This is a genomic window from Halorubellus sp. JP-L1 (assembly GCF_011440375.1).
GTDB lineage: Archaea > Halobacteriota > Halobacteria > Halobacteriales > Natrialbaceae > Halorubellus.
The window spans coordinates 1,687,573-1,703,293 of record NZ_JAAOIR010000001.1 but is presented as its reverse complement, the minus strand read 5'-3'; the positions used below and the strand labels follow the sequence as shown (position 1 = coordinate 1,703,293).

General features: G+C 69.2%; 19 protein-coding genes and 2 tRNA genes. 7 read left to right on the top strand and 14 right to left on the bottom strand.

Going from position 1 to position 15,721, the window contains the following annotated elements:
* Window positions 1–177 precede the first annotated feature (177 nt).
* Together G9C85_RS08685 and G9C85_RS08680 are read left to right on the top strand one after the other, a co-directional pair.
* Window positions 178–254, top strand: a tRNA-Cys gene (locus G9C85_RS08685).
* 165 nt (window positions 255–419) lie between these two features.
* On the top strand, window positions 420–1,274 hold the full coding sequence (locus G9C85_RS08680; protein ID WP_166038875.1) for a hypothetical protein: 855 nt from the start codon (window positions 420–422) through the stop codon (window positions 1,272–1,274).
* 389 nt (window positions 1,275–1,663) lie between these two features.
* On the opposite strand, the gene G9C85_RS08675 is transcribed toward G9C85_RS08680, so the two are convergent.
* A tRNA-Lys gene (locus G9C85_RS08675) sits at window positions 1,664–1,736 on the bottom strand.
* A gap of 85 nt (window positions 1,737–1,821) precedes the next feature.
* Here G9C85_RS08675 and G9C85_RS08670 point away from each other — a divergent pair.
* Together G9C85_RS08670 and G9C85_RS08665 are read left to right on the top strand one after the other, a co-directional pair.
* Window positions 1,822–3,084 carry an ArgE/DapE family deacylase gene (locus G9C85_RS08670; RefSeq protein WP_166038873.1) on the top strand — a complete coding sequence of 421 codons (1,263 nt, stop codon included), beginning with the start codon at window positions 1,822–1,824 and terminating at the stop codon, window positions 3,082–3,084.
* A gap of 51 nt (window positions 3,085–3,135) precedes the next feature.
* Complete coding sequence (locus G9C85_RS08665) at window positions 3,136–3,567, top strand: universal stress protein (protein WP_166038870.1); 432 nt, start codon at window positions 3,136–3,138, stop codon at window positions 3,565–3,567.
* Here the strand turns inward: G9C85_RS08665 and G9C85_RS08660 are convergent.
* From G9C85_RS08660 to G9C85_RS19100, 3 genes are read right to left on the bottom strand one after another with little or no spacing between them, the layout of a single operon-like run.
* Entirely contained in the window at window positions 3,558–4,229 is a 672-nt protein-coding gene (locus tag G9C85_RS08660; RefSeq protein WP_166038868.1) for a hypothetical protein, read from the bottom strand. The genes G9C85_RS08665 and G9C85_RS08660 overlap by 10 nt on opposite strands.
* A gap of 40 nt (window positions 4,230–4,269) precedes the next feature.
* Entirely contained in the window at window positions 4,270–4,425 is a 156-nt protein-coding gene (locus G9C85_RS08655) for a hypothetical protein (RefSeq protein WP_166038866.1), read from the bottom strand.
* Window positions 4,422–4,556, bottom strand: coding sequence for a hypothetical protein (locus tag G9C85_RS19100; RefSeq protein WP_275690764.1), 135 nt, complete (start codon window positions 4,554–4,556; stop codon window positions 4,422–4,424). Before G9C85_RS19100 ends, G9C85_RS08655 begins: the two co-directional genes overlap by 4 nt.
* Before the next feature lie 217 nt (window positions 4,557–4,773).
* Here G9C85_RS19100 and G9C85_RS08650 point away from each other — a divergent pair, with 217 nt between their 5' ends.
* The 3 genes from G9C85_RS08650 to G9C85_RS08640 all read left to right on the top strand — a co-directional run bounded on the left by G9C85_RS08650 (window position 4,774) and on the right by G9C85_RS08640 (window position 7,309).
* Window positions 4,774–5,088 (top strand): hypothetical protein, encoded by a 315-nt coding sequence (locus tag G9C85_RS08650; protein ID WP_166038864.1) that lies wholly within the window; start codon window positions 4,774–4,776, stop codon window positions 5,086–5,088.
* A 102-nt stretch (window positions 5,089–5,190) separates the two neighbouring features.
* A complete protein-coding gene (locus G9C85_RS08645) occupies window positions 5,191–6,981 on the top strand; it encodes a nitrite/sulfite reductase (RefSeq protein ID WP_166038862.1) in 1,791 nt (596 codons plus the stop codon).
* Between the two features lie 34 nt (window positions 6,982–7,015).
* Entirely contained in the window at window positions 7,016–7,309 is a 294-nt protein-coding gene (locus tag G9C85_RS08640; protein WP_166038860.1) for a DUF6360 family protein, read from the top strand.
* Between the two features lie 12 nt (window positions 7,310–7,321).
* Here G9C85_RS08640 and G9C85_RS08635 read toward each other — a convergent pair whose 3' ends face one another.
* The 10 genes from G9C85_RS08635 to G9C85_RS08590 form a co-directional block, all read right to left on the bottom strand.
* Window positions 7,322–7,597 (bottom strand): hypothetical protein, encoded by a 276-nt coding sequence (locus tag G9C85_RS08635; RefSeq protein WP_166038858.1) that lies wholly within the window; start codon window positions 7,595–7,597, stop codon window positions 7,322–7,324.
* 81 nt (window positions 7,598–7,678) lie between these two features.
* Window positions 7,679–7,912: a hypothetical protein gene (locus tag G9C85_RS08630; protein ID WP_166038856.1), complete on the bottom strand. Its 234-nt coding sequence runs from the start codon at window positions 7,910–7,912 to the stop codon at window positions 7,679–7,681.
* Between the two features lie 99 nt (window positions 7,913–8,011).
* Window positions 8,012–8,509, bottom strand: coding sequence for a VOC family protein (locus G9C85_RS08625; RefSeq protein WP_166038854.1), 498 nt, complete (start codon window positions 8,507–8,509; stop codon window positions 8,012–8,014).
* Window positions 8,510–8,607: 98 nt separating this feature from the next.
* A complete protein-coding gene (locus G9C85_RS08620) occupies window positions 8,608–9,471 on the bottom strand; it encodes a ZIP family metal transporter (RefSeq protein ID WP_166038852.1) in 864 nt (287 codons plus the stop codon).
* A gap of 191 nt (window positions 9,472–9,662) precedes the next feature.
* Window positions 9,663–10,928, bottom strand: a complete 1,266-nt coding sequence (locus G9C85_RS08615) for a hypothetical protein (protein WP_166038850.1) — start codon at window positions 10,926–10,928, stop codon at window positions 9,663–9,665.
* A 73-nt stretch (window positions 10,929–11,001) separates the two neighbouring features.
* Window positions 11,002–11,853, bottom strand: a complete 852-nt coding sequence (locus tag G9C85_RS08610; RefSeq protein ID WP_166038849.1) for an aldo/keto reductase — start codon at window positions 11,851–11,853, stop codon at window positions 11,002–11,004.
* A 127-nt stretch (window positions 11,854–11,980) separates the two neighbouring features.
* Complete coding sequence (locus tag G9C85_RS08605) at window positions 11,981–12,223, bottom strand: hypothetical protein (RefSeq protein ID WP_166038847.1); 243 nt, start codon at window positions 12,221–12,223, stop codon at window positions 11,981–11,983.
* 62 nt (window positions 12,224–12,285) lie between these two features.
* Window positions 12,286–13,476 (bottom strand): MBL fold metallo-hydrolase, encoded by a 1,191-nt coding sequence (locus G9C85_RS08600; protein WP_166038845.1) that lies wholly within the window; start codon window positions 13,474–13,476, stop codon window positions 12,286–12,288.
* A gap of 83 nt (window positions 13,477–13,559) precedes the next feature.
* Window positions 13,560–15,077: an FAD-dependent oxidoreductase gene (locus G9C85_RS08595; protein WP_166038843.1), complete on the bottom strand. Its 1,518-nt coding sequence runs from the start codon at window positions 15,075–15,077 to the stop codon at window positions 13,560–13,562.
* Window positions 15,078–15,197: 120 nt separating this feature from the next.
* On the bottom strand, window positions 15,198–15,617 hold the full coding sequence (locus tag G9C85_RS08590; protein WP_166038841.1) for a CopG family ribbon-helix-helix protein: 420 nt from the start codon (window positions 15,615–15,617) through the stop codon (window positions 15,198–15,200).
* Window positions 15,618–15,721: the final 104 nt, after the last annotated feature.

Genomic DNA, 15,721 nt, shown 5'->3' with positions numbered 1-15,721 from the left:
GCGGTGCTCGCCCGCGCCGGCGGCGTCCCTCGCGGGTGTGTGGCCCGCGCCGGCTCGCGACGCGCTCACTGCGTTCGCGCGGTGCTCGCCGGAGCGGGCTCGCTCGCGCGCCGAACCGGTGGTGTGGTGAGGGTGTTCCGCTATGCTTAAATTCGGCGAGTCGGTAGGTGTGGGTGCGCCAAGGTGGCAGAGTCCGGCCGAACGCAGCGGCCTGCAGAGCCGCACCCCCGCCGGTTCAAATCCGGCCCTTGGCTTCTCGCTGTTCGCGTTCGTTGTTCGTGAGTGTTCTCTGTGGTGTTCTGGTGGATGGCTTCGGTGAGTGGTTCGTGCTGGTGGGTGGTGTGGTCGGCGTCGGTGTCGTGTTTCGTGCTCGTGCGCAGTTAGTAACCGTTATACCGAGTGCGTCCTTCGCTTCGATTATGCAACGACGAGCAGCGGCGGCGTATATCGCGTTCTTTCTCGTGATCGCTGCCGGGTCGTACGCGTTCATCGCGACTGCGGACGCGCCCGACGTCACGATCAGTGGTGACGACGTACGCGAGATCGAGGAGGGTGATACCGTGACGGTCGATGGTCGGACGTACACGGTCGCGTCGGTGTCCGCGACGGCCGAAGAGGGCGGTGGTCACGGTGGCGGTGGTGGTGTGTCGTACGAGATCGTCTTCGAGTGGACGAACGAGTCGGCGGAGTACTCGGAGACGTGGGCGGCGAATTCGACGGTCGAGTACGAGAATCAGACGCGGCGCGTCCTGCCGGAGAACGGGACTGATCGCGTTCTCCTTCGTTGGGAGCCGACCGAGCAGTATCGGCCTGCGTGGGATGGTGGCGTCCAGTACATCGATAGTGCGCCGGACGAGGGTGGTCGACAGGACGTCGCGGTTACGGCGTTCGTCTCGAATTCGTCGAACGAGTCGATCCAGAACGTGACGCTCCGCGAGTCGGAGACGATCGACCGTAGTGGGAACCAGACGACGGTTGCGAACGTCTCGAACAGTTCCGTGCGTCTCGAGTGGATTGCGCCGACGACGAACGAGGTCGCCGCGGCGAACCACCAGAACGTCTCCCTGAACGGACAGCCGTACGTCGTTCACTTCGAGGACAACGATACCGTCCGCCTGGGGCAGGGCGAGAACCAGCAGCAAGCGCTCCAGGACACCATCCGGAAGGAGAGTCGGTTCCACGACCGCATCAACGGCGTCTGGGGGATCACGATCGGGAGTACCACGACTATCGTCCTCCTGCTCGGGCTCGCGTTCCTCCCCCGTAAGGAGTAACGCTCGCCACCTCGAGTCGACGGCTTCTCTCACGCATCTCACGACCAGCGCTCGCCACTGCGCGTTCTCCACGCCGCGCTACGCGTCGTCACCCGTAGCTCGACGCGACGGACCGGGAGGGACTTGAACCACGGTCACTTCGCTCACATTCGTTCGCTACGCGCGACTCGCAGGGTTCAGTCCCTCCGTGGCCGCTCCGCTCGGCACGTTCGTCTTCCGAAGCGTACACGCTTCGACGTCCCGCTCACTCCGTTCGCGGGACCCTCGCAAGAGCGGGCCGGGAGGGACTTGAACCACGGTCACTTCGCTCACTTCATTCGCTCCGCTCCCTGATTCAAGTCCTCCCGTTCCGATTCGCGCTGCTCACCGTCGTTCGCAGCGCGAAGTAGCGGGCCGGGAGGGACTTGAACCCCCGACCGTCTGGTTAAAAGCCAGACGCTCTGCCAACTGAGCTACCGGCCCTCGTGGGTTGGTTTCGGTCGCGCGTATTTAAGGATTGTCGATGCAGTGGAGAACGCTTAGGAGCGTGCTGGGTGAGCGTCCTCGTATGGAGTCACTGGATGCGGTGGATGGTGGCGAGGTGCGGTCAGTGTTGTCGTCGATCGTGGAGTATGCGTCGACGCCGGGTGAGGAGGCTGCGGTGGTCGCGTGGTTCCGTGATCGGCTCGAGGAGTGGGGGTTCGAGACGGTGACGTGGGAGGCGGACGCGAACGTGCTCGCGGAGCATCCGTCGTTCCCGGACGACCCGGCGGCGATTGACGTCGCGGATCGGCCGAGCGTCGGCGGCGTCCTCGAGTTCGGCGATCCGGATGCGGGGCGGACGCTCGTCCTGAACGGGCACGTGGACGTCGTGCCGGCGTCGGAGGGATCGTGGTCGAGTCCGCCGTTCGAGGCGACGTGGAACGGCGACGAACTCACGGCGCGTGGTGCGGCGGACATGAAGGGCGGGGTGGTCGCGGCGGCGTTCGCGGCGCGTGCGGCCGCCGAGCGTGCTCGCGACCGCGGGCTCGACGGCCGTCTCGTCGTGGAGGCGGTCGCTGGCGAGGAGGAGGGTGGGATCGGTGCGGCGAGTGCTGCGTTGGATTCGCCGTACGACTTCGAGCGCGACGCGTGCATCGTCGCGGAACCGACCGAGCTGGACTGTATCACGGCGGTCGAGGGGAGTCTCATGGGCGAGATCCGGTTGGAGGGGCGGAGTGCGCACGCGGCGACGCGGTGGCGTGGCGAGAGCGCAATCGAGCACTTCGAGCGCGTTCACGAAGCGTTGCGTGCGTTCGAGCGTGAGCGCGACGAGACCATCACGCATCCGCTGTACGACGAGTTCCCGATCCGGTGGCCGGTGAACGTCGGAACGGTTCGCGCGGGCGAGTGGGCGTCGTCGGTGCCGGCGGCGCTCGAGGCGGGCGTCCGGGTGGGTGTCGCGCCCGGGGAGACGGTCGACGAGGTCGAGGGCGCGGTCCGCGAGCGGTTGCGTGCGGTCGCGGACGCGGACGCGTGGACGCGAGACAATCCGCCGGTGTTCGAGCGCGAGGGTATCCAGTTCGAGCCGGCGGCGGTCGACGTCGACGAGCCGGTCGTGGACGCGGTCCGCGATGCGATGACGAGCGCGGGTCTGGACGACGAACCGCACGGGGCGACGTACGGTGCGGACTCCCGGCACTACGTGGCGGCGGGGATTCCGACGGTCGTGTTCGGTCCGGGGAGTATCGATCAGGCGCACTTCCCGGACGAGACGGTCGACGTCACCGAAGTGCGCGAGGCGGCTGCGGTGATTGCGGACGCGGCGGTCGGGTTCCTCGATGGGGAGTGACGAATGCGACGGGGCGACAGGAATTAACCGTCTTCCGCACGAGTGCGGTGTATGGTATCACGCGTCTTGGTTCCGATGGGCGACTCCGAGATGGCCGAGCAGGCGCTTCGGCACGCGCTGGAGGTCTATCCGTCCGCGGAGATCGCCGTCGTCCACGTGGTCGGCGGAGCGTCGTCGATGATGGGTCAGGCGGCGAGTCTCGCGCTCGAAGCGGACACCGAGGGGGCGATGGCGGAACGCGCCGAAACGGTCCTCGAACGTGCGAGAGCGATCGCTTCGGACTACGACGCGGAGATAGAAACGGACGTGCTGGCGGGGCGACCCGCGAAGGCCATCGTGGAGCGAGCCGCGGCGTTCGACGTGGTCGTCGTCGGGAGTCACGGCGGGTCGGTGGTCGACCGACTGTTCGGCGGGGACGTCGCGAAGTCGGTGTTCGAGGGGTCGCCGGTCACGGCGACGGTGGTTCGAGAGGATCAGTCGTAGCGTTCGGGGTCGTAGGCGGCGAGTGCGTCGGCGAGAACGCTTCCGGGGGTGCGGTTTTCGGCGGCGGCTTGCCGGCGGAGTTCGGTGTACGCGGCGAGGGGAAGGTCGACGTCGAGGTGGCCTGGGTGGACGTCGTGGTCGCGGAGGGCGGCGTCGATTGGGGTGTCGTCGTCGACGGCGCTCGCGATCGAGCGGACGTCGCGGACGGTGAGGTCGGCGTCGAGGACGGCCCATGCGAGGAGAAAGCGGGCTTCGCCGGCGAGGCGCGCGACGTGTTTCGCGGCGGTCGGGGCGATGTCGCCGCGGGCGACGTGCAGTCGGACTTCGCGCGGGAGGTCGTGGACGCGCGCCCACTTCCGGATGAAGGAGACGGTGGCGGCGCCGTCGGTGCGTTCGGCGGCGGTCTTGTACGAGCCGACGCCGCGGACGAGGGCGGCGCACGCGGCGGCGCCGCGGAGGACGTACACGTGGTCGTCGTCGCCGACGCTACTGGTCGCGAACCGCGCGACGGTGTCAGCGGCGAGGGCGACGCTCTCGGGGTCGTCGGGGTCGAACTGGACCGCTTCCTCCGGCGTCTGGCCCGTGATCGCTGGGTCGCCGCGGATGACGGGCTTCCCGACGGGCGAGGTCCGGTCGGCGCGCGGCACGTCCTCGTCTGGCATCTGGTGTTCGTTGGGGGCGCGTGGAGAAAAACCGTGGGCTCTATTCGTCGCGGGTCTCCGAGAGGTGCTCCCAGATCTCGGTGCAGCCGGCGCCGGGTTCGACGTCCCGGAGGTGTGCGTCGTCGCGGTCGGCTTCGTCGTCGGTGTGCTCGACGTCGTCGACGGCGTCCTCGGGTTCGGCGTCGGTGGCGGTCATGCGTCGGTGTCCTCGTGGAGTTCGGGTGCGACGTCGGCCGATGGGGCGACGTCGTTCGCTGCGTTCGTCTGCGTCGCCGCGCTCGGTCCGGGTTCCGCTGGCGGGTCGTCGGTGGCGTGGGGGGGAGTCATCGAGAGGTCGTACGGACGGGGCGGGGTTAAGGGAGTCCGTGGCCCCAATCGTGTCCGGCACTCACGGGTACCGGAGGGGGTTTCCGGTATCTCGGTCGTCGATTGCGGGCCGTAATCGACCGACGGCGAGTGGCTCTGGGCGCGTGGTGGCGTCGTGGACGGCACGGACGTTTGCGGTCCCCGACGGGGCCTTGGTTGTGGCGGCCGGAGTGGGGGTATGACGACGCAACTCCGCGTTCTCGACGACGGTGCGTGGGTGTCCGTGGACAACCGCCGGCAGGTGGCGACGACGGACGTCTGGCCGTTCGTGGCGACGGACTTCTGTTCGTGTTCGACGGCGTTCGTCCTCCTGGAGGCGTTCACGGACGTCGGCGTGGACGGCCGGGAGGTCGTCGTCGACGGCGTCGGTCGCTGCGTGGACTGCGGCGAGAAGCAGACGTTCGCGGGGCTGGGCGTCGGGCGCGTCCTCGACGGGTCGTTCCGCGCGTACCCGCCGGATGGGGTGCGGGCGACGAGCGAACCGGTCGTGTAGGCCGTGCTCGGGGTCGCAGTATTCTCCGGTTCCGGGGAGTACGGGGGATTCCTGACGCGACGGCTGGGGGTATGACCCCGTGGCGCGTCTGCTCGTTCAAGGATGCCCACGGACGTCGAGGAGTGGAAGGCCGAGGTCTATGGTACCGACATCCGCGAGCACATCGAGCGGTTCGCGGCGGAGGGATGGGACTCGATCCCGGAGGACGAACGCGACGCGTGGTTCGAGCGCTTCAAGTGGTACGGGTTGTACCACCAGCGCGCGGGCCAAGAGAGCTACTTCATGATGCGGATCGGGACGCCGAACGGCGTGCTGGAGCCCGGACAGTTGCGCGTGGTCGGCGAGGTCGCGCAGGAGTACGCGAGCGGTCCCGTCTCGAATCCGGAGTTCGGCGATTCGTGGGCGGACTACACGACCCGGCAGGCGATCCAGCTGCACTGGATCAAGGTCGAGGACATCGTCGAGGTCTGGGACGCGCTCGAGTCCGCGGGCCTCTCGACGGTGCAGGCGTGCGGTGATTCGTGGCGGAACATCGTCGGCTGTCCGGTCGCGGGGAAGGACGAACACGAGCACGTCGACGCCTTGGAGACCGTGTACGACTTCCAGCGCGAGTTCAAGGAGAACGACCGGTACGAGAACATGCCCCGGAAGTGGAAGGTCGCGGTCAACGGCTGCCGCGAGGGTTGCGGGCAGGGCGACATCAACGACCTCTCGTTCGAGCCGGCGACGAAGGACGGCGTGAAGGGGTACAACGTCCGCGTCGGTGGCGGGCTCGCGCGGAACGAGCCGCGGCTCGCGCGCGACATCGACGTGTTCGTGCCCCACGGGAAGGCGGCGAAGGTCGCGGACGGCGTCTCGGCGCTGTTCGAGGCGTACGGGAACCGCGAGGACCGCTACTCGGCGCGCATCAAGTTCCTCGTCGACGAGTGGGGCGCCGAGAAGGTCCGCCGGGTCCTCCAGGAGGAGTTCGTCGACTTCGAACTCCAGTCCGCGGGCGAGGACTTCCGCGACGAGTACAGCTACAACGCGGGCCGGGAGGGCGACGGGCACGACGACCACGTCGGCGTGCATCCGCAGGCGGACGGGAAGAACTACGTCGGCTTGAACGTCCTCGTCGGCCGGATGGGGACGGAGGACGTCCTCGAACTCGCCGACCTCGCCGACGAGTACGGCAGCGGCGAGGTTCGCCTGACCCAACGTCAGAACGTCATCGTCACGGACGTTCCCGACGAGAACCTCGACGAGCTGCTCGCCGAGGACCTTCTCGTGGACTACGAACCCGACCCGAGCCCGTTCATGCGTGGCTCGATCGCGTGCACGGGCACGGAGTTCTGCTCGCTCTCGATCGTCGAGACGAAGAACCGGATGGTCCGGTACGCGCGACACCTCCGCGACACCGTCGACCTCCCCGACGAGGTCGAGGACTTCCACGTCCACCTCTCGGGCTGCACGGCGTCGTGCGCGCAGCCCCAGATCGCGGACGTCTCCCTCAGGGGGATGAAGACGCGGAAGGACGGCGAGCCCGTGGAGGCGTTCGACCTCGGCCTCGGTGGCGGCCTCGGCGAGAACCCGCGGTTCGCGGACTGGGTCGGCGAGCGCATCCCCGCGGACGAGGTCCCGGGCGCGATCGCGAACCTCGTCGACTCGTACAAGGCCCAGCGCGATGGCTCGGAGACGTTCCGGGACTTCGTCGAGCGCCACGACGAGGACGACCTGGAGGCGCTCGTCGAGCCGGAGGAGACGAGCTACGAGGACCCGATGATGCACAACACGAAGCGGACGTGGTATCCGTACGCGGAGGACGACGACATGGCGGCGTCGCCGGCGCCGACGGACCGCGACGGCGTCCCGCTCGACCGGGGCGGCGACGACGCCGCGCCGGCGGACGACTGATGCCGCTGGCTACCGTAGTCCGAGCCGAGAACGCATGGTAGGACGCCTGATGCGCGTGAACGCGTACACGACGCTCGACCTCGTCGACTGCAAGGTCCGGACCGCCGACGACGAAGCGACGGGGCTCGGCGTGGCGAACGCGACGAGCGCGCGCGAGGACCCCGACTGCGTGCAGTTGCAGTTCGAGGCCGACGGCCAGCCCGAGGGCGTCACCGGGCACGTCGACGAACTCGAACTCGACCCCGAGCAGGCGCGCGAACTCGCCGCGGATCTCGAGACGCATGCCGATAAGGTCGAGGCGGCGCAGGCGGGCGGCACCGAGGACTGAATCCGTTCGTTCTCACGCTCCCAGCGCCGCGAGGAGTAGCGACACCGTCCCGAGGGCGAGCAGTACGAGCGACGTCCGGCGGGGAAGCTCCCGTCCGCCGAGTGGTTTGCCGAGGACGGTCGCGTCCGGGAACGCGACGCTCGCGATGGTGGTCAGTATCATCCCGACGCCGGACGCGACGACGACCCACCCGATAGTGGGCGACGTAGTGACGGCGTCGCGGAAGGTGACGACGAGGGATGCGCCGACGGTGAGGGTCGCGGCGACCGAGAGCGCGCGCTCGGACATGTTTCAACGATGCGGGTGATGGGTTGAATACTCTCGGTGTGGGGTGCCGTCGTCGGCCTCGACCTCGACGAACCGCCGGGATCAGTCGCCGTGGAGGACGTCGGTGACGTCGTCGGCGAACTGGGGGCGGAGCGTCAGGCGCGCGTCGCAGCGCGGGCAGTGCACGGCGACGCCGTAGGGGCGCTGCCGTTGCTCCCAGTCGCCTTCGACGGGGGCGTCGCGGCCGCAGTCGGGGCAGAAAAGCGTCGCCTTCGGTGGCGTCGCTGGAGGCGGGTCGTCGCTATCGCGTCGCTGGAGGGACTCCTGGGCGGTCATGGCTGAGGCTAGTGGCTGGAGGCGTAAATACTTCCTCTGAGGCTGTGTCACCATGCCAAACGAAGCGTTCGCGCGGTCCGCGCCGGCGACTGGTCGGCGTCAGCGTGCGTCGAGGTCGAGTGCGTCGAACGGCGTCGCGGGCGGTGGACTGGAAGCGTTCACCTCCCACTCGATGCCGTCGTGGTCGACGACGAACGCGGCCGTCTCGCGCTCGTCGACGTCCCAGCCGCGGTCGCGGGCGCGGGCCGCGATGGCCGCGACGTCGTCCGCGTCGACGTGCAGCGCGACGTGACCGAGCGGGCCAGCGGCGTCGCCGTCGGCCGACCCGGTGGCCTCGCCCTCGGTCGACTCGGTGGCGTCTTCGACTTCGGCGACCGCGATGGCGGCGTCCTCGCGGCCGAGGAACGTCATGCCGGGGTCGACGCCGGCGGCCGTCGCCGTCTCCCAGTCCATGCCGTCGGGGAGTGCGCCGAACTCGCCGTCGTACGTGCCCTCGCGGAACAGGACGTCGAGGCCGAACACGTCGCGGTACGCGCGCTCGGCTCGCGCGACGTCGGCGACGGCGAGCGTGACGTGGTGGATGCGGTGAACGCCCATGCCAGTCGCGTTCGAGGCCGAGCCTCTTGACGGTTCGGCGAGGTCGCCGTCTGGTGCGTCGAGGAGTTAGGCGAGGCTGACGTCGAGGAAGTGACTGCTCATGCCAAGCTGACGTCGAGGTAGAGCATGACGACGACGCCGATCATGAGGCCGGTGGTCGCGACTCGCTCGTAGCCTCGCGAGTGCGTCTCGGGGACGATCTCGTCGCTGATGACGAACAGCATCGCGCCGGCGGCGAACCCCATCGCGTACGGGAGGAGTGGGGCGGCGAGCGTGACGGCGAGCGCGCCGAACACGCACAGCGGGATCTCGACGACGCCCGAGCGGACGCCGGCGAAGATGGCGTACGTCCGCCGGTCGAGGCCGGCGTTGACGGCGGCGACCGACACCGCGAGTCCCTCGGGGACGTTCTGGATGCCGATCGCGAGCATGAGCGAGAGCGCGTCCGCGAGCGCAGCGGTCGCGTCGGCGCCGGTCGCGTTCGCGGCGTTCCCGAACCCGACGCCGACGGCGAGCCCCTCGGGCATGTTGTGGAGCGTGATCGCGAGGATGAACAGGACGACGCTCGCGACCTTCGCGTCGTCGACCGCGGGGACGTCGCCGCTGGGCTGTGCGGCGTCCTCGCGCTTCTTGCCGGTGAGGAGGTAGTGCGCGTGCGGCACGAACCGGTCGGCCTGGTCGAGGAACGCTGCGCCGAGGAGGACGCCGAACAGCACGGGGAGGGGGTCGCCGCCCGCGGCGTCGATCCCGGGGAGGATGAGGCTCGTGAACGCCGCCGCGAGCATCACGCCGGCCGCGAACCCGAGCGCGCCGTCGAGGAAGCGCTCGCTCGGGTCCCTGATGAAGAGGATGAGCGACGCCCCGAAGAGGTTCATGAACGCGATGACGATACCGCCGACGAGCGCCTGCACGAGGACGCTGTCGCCGACGAGGTTCACGAACAGGTCGGTGGCCGCGGACATTCGTCACACTCGACGCCCGCGGGGGTCTTGAAACCAGCCGTCGGCCAGGGAACGCTCGAACGCCCCGTCTGGGGCGTTCGGCGTAGCCTGCGGGCGCAAGCACAAGAGACTGTGGCGGACGGTAGCGTGTTTCGAGTGGGTCGTTGGGAGACCCGTTTCGTATCGTGCTGTCAGTACTCAGAGAGCGGAACTCACTCATCATGCCACACCACGACCATAACCGACGACGAGGCGAACAGGAGCGAGAACAACACGGCGGCCAGCACCAGGGCCAGTCGCGCGGCGGCCAGCACGCCGAGCAGTCCCAGCAGCGCGACCAGCAGGGCCAGTTCCAAGGCCACCAGGGCCAGCAGCAGGGCGGGCAACGGCCCGGTGGTCACCAGCAGCATGGACAGCAGTTCGGCAGTCATCAACAGCAAGGCGGTCAGCAGCAGCAGCACGGTCAGGGACAGCAACAACATGGCGGGCAGCAGCAGCACGGTGGCCAACAGTATGGGGGGCAGCAGGGTCAGCAGCACGGTCAGGGACAGCAACGGCACGGTGGCCAGCAACAGCACGGTCACCATGGCGGCGGCCAGCAGCAGGGTCGATCGCGCGGCGGGCAGCATTCGGCGCAGTCCCAGCAGCGCGACCAGCAGGGGCAGTTCGCGGGTCACCAGGGCCAGCGTGGCGGCGGGCAGCAACCCCAGCAGCGCGGTGGTCGGCAGCAGGGGATGCAACGACACGGCGGGCAGCAACAGCACGGCGGGCAGCAACAGCACGGCGGGCAGCAACAGGGACAACGTGGAGGCGGCCAACAGCAACACGGACAGCACGGCGGGCAGCAACAGCACGGCGGGCAGCAACAGGGACAACGTGGAGGCGGCCAACAGCAACACGGACAGCACGGCGGCGGCCAACAGCACGGTAGTGGATGGCAGGGACAGCAGCACGGTGGCGACCAGCAACAGCACGGCGGCGGCCAACAGCACGGTCCGCGCGGCGGCGGCCAGCAGCAGGGCCAGTCGCGCGGCGGGCAGCATTCGGTGCAGTCCCAGCAGCGCGACCAGCCGGGACAGTTCGCGGACCGCCAGGGCCAGCAGCAGGGCGGTAGCCAGCAGCGACACGGCGGCCAGCAGCACGGACAGCGAGGTAGCAGCCAGCAGCAGCGCGGACAGCACGGCGGGCAACAGTCCGATCGGGGTCGCCAGCGCGGCCAGTCCGGCCAGTCCCAGCACCACCACATCGGTGGCGGCGTCGAGCACCAGCAGGAGGGTCGGGGGCGAGATCGCGGTCGGGAGTCGGAGCGAGGTGGCGGCCAGCACGAACGGAACCTGAGTGACGACGACGAGGGCGGCCAGGGGATGACGGAGGGGGGCCGCTCGCGCGACCGGAAACGCTCGGCTCGGGAGCAGGGGCGCGACGAACAGGGTCAGTTCACGGGGAAGTAGCGTCAGTCGGGGCGGTGCGGAGTCCACTGCTCCCTTGCGGTCGGTATTTTGCCTCGCGCGTAACGGTTCGAGGATGCGTACGAACCCGTTCTCGATCGCGTCAGGCGGCGTCGTCGAGGCGCTCCACTTCGTCGTCGTCGAGGTCGATCTGACTGGCGGCGACGTTCTCCTCCAGGTGCTCTTTACTACTGGTGCCGGGGATGGGGAGGGTGACGTCGCTCGTGTGGAGGAGCCAGGCGAGCGCGATCTGTTCGCGGGTGGCGTCGTGTGCGCCCGCGATCTCGTCCACGGCGTCGTCGTCGTCGAGGTCACCTGCAGCCAGGGGATACCACGGGATGAACCCGGCGTCGTTGGCCTCGCACCACTCCAGGACCTCTCGCTCCTCCCGATAGCTCAGGTTGAACCGGTTTTGTACGGTTGCAACGTCGACGATATCGCTCGCGCGCTCGAGTTGCTCCACGGAGTAGTTCGAGACGCCGACGTGCTCGACGACGCCCTCGTCCTGGAGTTCCGCGAGCGCGTGCAGCGAGTCCTCGACGTCGACGTCGGGGTCGGGGCGGTGGTGCTGGTAGAGGTCGATCTTCTCGACGCCGAGCCTGTCGAGGCTCGCGAGGTGCGCGTTCTTCAGGTAGTCGGGGTCGCCGAGGGGCTTCCACTCGCCGTCGCGGTTCCGCAGCAAGCCGCCTTTCGTCGCGACGAACACGTCCGGGTCGTCATAGGGATGCAGGGCCTCGCGGATGAGGCGCTCGCTGACGCCGGGACCGTACGAGTCCGCGGTGTCGACGAAATCGATGCCGAGGTCTGTGGCGTGCCGGAGGACGTCCGTCGCGGTCGCCTCGTCCGCGGGCGGACCGACGATGTCCTCGCCCGTGATCCGCATCGCGCCGTACCCGAGGCGATGCACGTCGTCTGTCCCGCCGATCGCGAACGTCTCGGACTGGTTCTCGACCATACTCGACGGTCGGCGTCGCGGCGGGTATGCGTTTCCCAACCCCCACGGGGTCGCCGCCTTCGAGTCGCGGTCTCGACCGCGACGGCACCGCTCTGGCGGGGCGATCGCCGCGGTCGACGCGGTCTGGCTACAGTTCGCCTCGCAGCCGCAGTTCGTCGTCGCTCCGGGCTTCGACGGCGTCCTGGTGGACGGTGTACTCCTCCGAGTCGGCGTCGCCCCACCCGAGCGCGGCCTTGATCTGCTCGGCGACCCCCGGCTGGGGGTCGACGTACGCCGTGTCCTCTACGACCTTCGTGACGAGTCCGAGCGTGCTACCGCTTGCGTCGACCACGGTCCGTCCTTCGTCGTCGTCCGTGAACGTGACTGGCATCGGGTGTGCGTTCCTCGGCCGCACGGTTCCGTCCGCGGCCTGCAGTGACCGGGTGCGAGTTCCTACTCGCCGGCCGCGCAGTTGTTCGGGCCGAGTTCAAGTTCGAACGCCTCGCTGTCGTCGACCGCGGCTCTGCCGAGGTTCGCGGCGATGATGCGCTCGTAGTTGTTCGGCCGCGGGGGCATCCCGTCGAGGATCGCGTCGACGAACGCCTCGCGGTCGCGCTCGAACGCCGGCAGGCGCTGCTCGAGCTCGCCGAGCGTCGCGGCGTACGTGCCGTCGTCGCGCGCGGTCGCGGTCTCGGAGGTGTGTCCCGGCGCGATCAGGACGCCGTCGTCCAGTTCGCCCACTTCCTGGATGGTGTCGTAGAGCTGGCGCGCGGCGTCCTTCGCGCCCTCGTCGCCCGCTTCCAGGTCGGGTCTGGCGACCGAGTCGGTGAAGATAGTGTCGCCGGCCAGCAAGACGTCGCCGACGCGGAATCCGAGCATCTCGCTCGTGTGCCCCGGGAGCGCGACGGCTTCGACCGCGACGTCGCCGACCTGGAGTTCGTCGCCTGCGTCGACGAAGTCGGCGTCGCCCTCGTACCCGCGTTCGTCGGCGCCTCGCGGGACGAGCGCCTGGGCGTCGGTGGCGTCGGCGACCGCGTCGACGCCGGAGACGTGGTCGGCGTGTACGTGCGTGTCAGCGGCGTACACGAGCGTAGCGTCGTGCTCGTCGGCCGCGGCGGGGTACTCGTTCGCGAACGCACGCAGCGGGTCGACGACCATCGCCTCGTCGTTCGAGAGGACGAGGTAGGCGAGACAGCCAGAGCTGGGGCGGACGAACTGGCGGACGACGGCTTCGTCGGGGACGTACTCGCTCGGGAGCGGCGTGGACTCGTAGAGGCCCGCCCAGCCGCGCATGCCGTCGTCGAGCCCGACGACGTCGTAGCCTTCGCGGGCGAGGAACTCGGCGACGTAGAGGCTGGAGATGCCCTTCGCGCAGCACGTGACGATGGGCTCGTCGTACTGCTCGGGGAGGGCTTCGAGGAGAGACTCGGGAACGCCGGAGGCGGGGTCGTCGCCGTCCATGAACTCGGTGAACGGGACGTTGATGGCGGTGACGGCGTCGCCGCTGACGTGCCACGTCTCGAAGTCGTCGGGGCGGCGCGTGTCGAGGACGACGACGTGGTCGCCGGCGTCCAGGCGCGCCTTCAGTTCGGCTGCGCCGATCAGTGGAACTGTCGCGTCGAGGTCGGGGAACTGGTCGGACATACTGTACCGAAGGTGGGGGAGACTGAAAAGTGCGATGCGTACAATTGCGCTGGTCGCCGCGTCCGGCCGTTCGAGGGGCGCGGTCAGTCCGACAGCGTCCCACGGAGGACCTTCGCGGCGGTGAGGATCGGGTCCCAGACCGGCGAGAACGGCGGGGCGTACGCGAGGTCGGTGCGTTCGAGGTCGCCGACGGTCATCTCGGCCTCGAGCGCGGTGGCGACGGTGTCGATGCGGATGGCTGCGCGGTCGGTGCCTGCGATGGTCCCGCCGAGCAGGCGTTCGCTGTCGCGGTCTGCGGTCAGCGAGACGACGGTCTCGGCTGCGCCCGGGTAGTAGCCCGAGCGCGAGCGCGTCGTGACGGTCTCGGTGACGGGGTCGAAGCCGTACTCGCGCGCTTCCGCGTGGTCCGTGATGCCCGCGCGCCCGCACTCCATGTCGAAGGCCTTCGTGACCGCGGTCCCGGCGACGTCCCCGATCGGTTCGCGGTCGGCGGGCGCAAGCGAGCGACCGCCGCCGTCGCCCCCGTCTCCGCCGTGGCCGTCGCGGTCGGTAGCGTCGTCGTACGTGGTTCGTGCGACGGTGGTGCCGACGGCGCGGCCGGCGCGGTTCGCGGTCAGGCCGAGTGGCACCCACTCGGGCTCGCCGCTGACCGCGTGGATCGCCTCCGCGCAGTCGCCGGCGGCGTACACGCCGTCGACGTTCGTCTGCCCGTACTCGTCGACTGCGACCGCACCGCTCGCGCCGAGTTCGATCGGCGTGTCCGCGAGGAGCGCGGTGTTCGGGCGGACGCCGATGCCGACGAGCGCGAGCTCGCAGGACAGCGTCGTCCCGTCCGAGCACGTGAGGCTGCTCACGCGACCGTCCGCGTTCCCTTCGAGGCGCGCGACCTCCTCGCCGAGGTGGAGCGCGACGCCGTGCTCGCGGAGGGTCGCCTCGACGCGTTCGGCGACGGGTTCGCCGAACGACTCGAGGACGTGTTCGGGACGCTGGAAGAGGTGGACGTCGAGGTCGTGCGCGCCGAACGCTTCGGCCATCTCCACGCCGACGTACCCGCCGCCGACGATCGCGACGGTCTCCGGTGCCTGCATCGCGCCGTACCGCTCGACGAGTTCGCGGTCGACGTAGGACTCGCCACCGACTGCGGCGAGGTGGTCGGCGTCCGGGTCCAGCAGGAGCGCCCGGAGGGCGGCCGCGCAGTCGAGGCCGTGCATCGGGAGCGCCGCGTCGAGGTCGTGTCCCTCGATGGGTTCGGTGACGGCGCGCGCGCCCGTTGCCACCAGGAGGTCGCTGTAGGGCTGCTCGAACTGGCCGTTCGGCCCCTGGACGCCGACGGTCTCCGCGTCGACGTTCACGCCGACGACCTCGTGCTCGCGACGCAGGTCGATCCCGCGGTCCTCGACCTCCTCGGGCGACAGCGACAGGAGGTCCTCGAGTTTCTCGACCTCGCCCTTCACGAAGTACGGCTCGCCGCAGTGCGCGTACGACACCCACTGGCCCCGCTCGAACACGACGACCTCGCGGTCGGGAGCCTCGCGCCTGGCCTTGCTTGCGGCACTCAAGCCCGCAGCGTCACCGCCGACGACGACGAACGGATCCGTCATATCGACGACGTCGGCCGCGAGCGGCAATACCGTTCCCCCGGAAACGCCCGGTTCGCGCACGACTGCGACGCCAGGCACTCGAATACGACGCCGAGCACTCGAATCCGGTCGGTGACCGCCTCAGACGATTGGGTCGTCGCTGTCGACGGGCGTCACGGAGTAGTCGACCGTCGTCGTCCCCTTGGTCGCGCGGACCTTCCCGACGAACGCGGAGATCTCCTCGAGACTCCCCTCGAGGACGAACAGCTCCATGCACTGGTGGTCGCCGACGTGGTTGTGGAAGTTCGACTTGACGAGGCCCTCGTACTCGTGGCGGAGCGTCATCATGCGCTGTTCGGCGTTGCTCGTCTCGAAGTCGAAGAGCACGGTGATGACGCCGATGAGCTGTCGGTCCTCGAGTTGCTTGTCCTCGAACTCGCCTAAGAGATTCCGCGCGCCCTCGCGGAGCACCTCCGACCGGCCCGTGTAGCCGTGTTCGTCGGCGAACTCGTCGATCCTGTCCAGCAGTTCCTGGGGCATGGAGACGCTCGCGACCGTCATGCTACTAACTCGGCGTCGGTCAGTTAATAAGGATTGATGAATCGGTGCGGTCTCGGTCGCGGGTGGTCACGCGTCGCGTTCGCGAGCGATCCAGCAGTCAGGCG

Coding starts and splice junctions, on each gene's coding strand:
- G9C85_RS08680 (WP_166038875.1), top strand. CDS start 420: ATGCAACGACGAGCAGCGGCGGCGTATATCGCGTTCTTTCTCGTGATC.
- G9C85_RS08670 (WP_166038873.1), top strand. CDS start 1,822: ATGGAGTCACTGGATGCGGTGGATGGTGGCGAGGTGCGGTCAGTGTTG.
- G9C85_RS08665 (WP_166038870.1), top strand. CDS start 3,136: ATGGTATCACGCGTCTTGGTTCCGATGGGCGACTCCGAGATGGCCGAG.
- G9C85_RS08660 (WP_166038868.1), bottom strand. CDS start 4,229: ATGCCAGACGAGGACGTGCCGCGCGCCGACCGGACCTCGCCCGTCGGG.
- G9C85_RS08655 (WP_166038866.1), bottom strand. CDS start 4,425: ATGACCGCCACCGACGCCGAACCCGAGGACGCCGTCGACGACGTCGAG.
- G9C85_RS19100 (WP_275690764.1), bottom strand. CDS start 4,556: ATGACTCCCCCCCACGCCACCGACGACCCGCCAGCGGAACCCGGACCG.
- G9C85_RS08650 (WP_166038864.1), top strand. CDS start 4,774: ATGACGACGCAACTCCGCGTTCTCGACGACGGTGCGTGGGTGTCCGTG.
- G9C85_RS08645 (WP_166038862.1), top strand. CDS start 5,191: ATGCCCACGGACGTCGAGGAGTGGAAGGCCGAGGTCTATGGTACCGAC.
- G9C85_RS08640 (WP_166038860.1), top strand. CDS start 7,016: ATGGTAGGACGCCTGATGCGCGTGAACGCGTACACGACGCTCGACCTC.
- G9C85_RS08635 (WP_166038858.1), bottom strand. CDS start 7,597: ATGTCCGAGCGCGCGCTCTCGGTCGCCGCGACCCTCACCGTCGGCGCA.
- G9C85_RS08630 (WP_166038856.1), bottom strand. CDS start 7,912: ATGACCGCCCAGGAGTCCCTCCAGCGACGCGATAGCGACGACCCGCCT.
- G9C85_RS08625 (WP_166038854.1), bottom strand. CDS start 8,509: ATGGGCGTTCACCGCATCCACCACGTCACGCTCGCCGTCGCCGACGTC.
- G9C85_RS08620 (WP_166038852.1), bottom strand. CDS start 9,471: ATGTCCGCGGCCACCGACCTGTTCGTGAACCTCGTCGGCGACAGCGTC.
- G9C85_RS08610 (WP_166038849.1), bottom strand. CDS start 11,853: ATGGTCGAGAACCAGTCCGAGACGTTCGCGATCGGCGGGACAGACGAC.
- G9C85_RS08605 (WP_166038847.1), bottom strand. CDS start 12,223: ATGCCAGTCACGTTCACGGACGACGACGAAGGACGGACCGTGGTCGAC.
- G9C85_RS08600 (WP_166038845.1), bottom strand. CDS start 13,476: ATGTCCGACCAGTTCCCCGACCTCGACGCGACAGTTCCACTGATCGGC.
- G9C85_RS08595 (WP_166038843.1), bottom strand. CDS start 15,077: ATGACGGATCCGTTCGTCGTCGTCGGCGGTGACGCTGCGGGCTTGAGT.
- G9C85_RS08590 (WP_166038841.1), bottom strand. CDS start 15,617: ATGACGGTCGCGAGCGTCTCCATGCCCCAGGAACTGCTGGACAGGATC.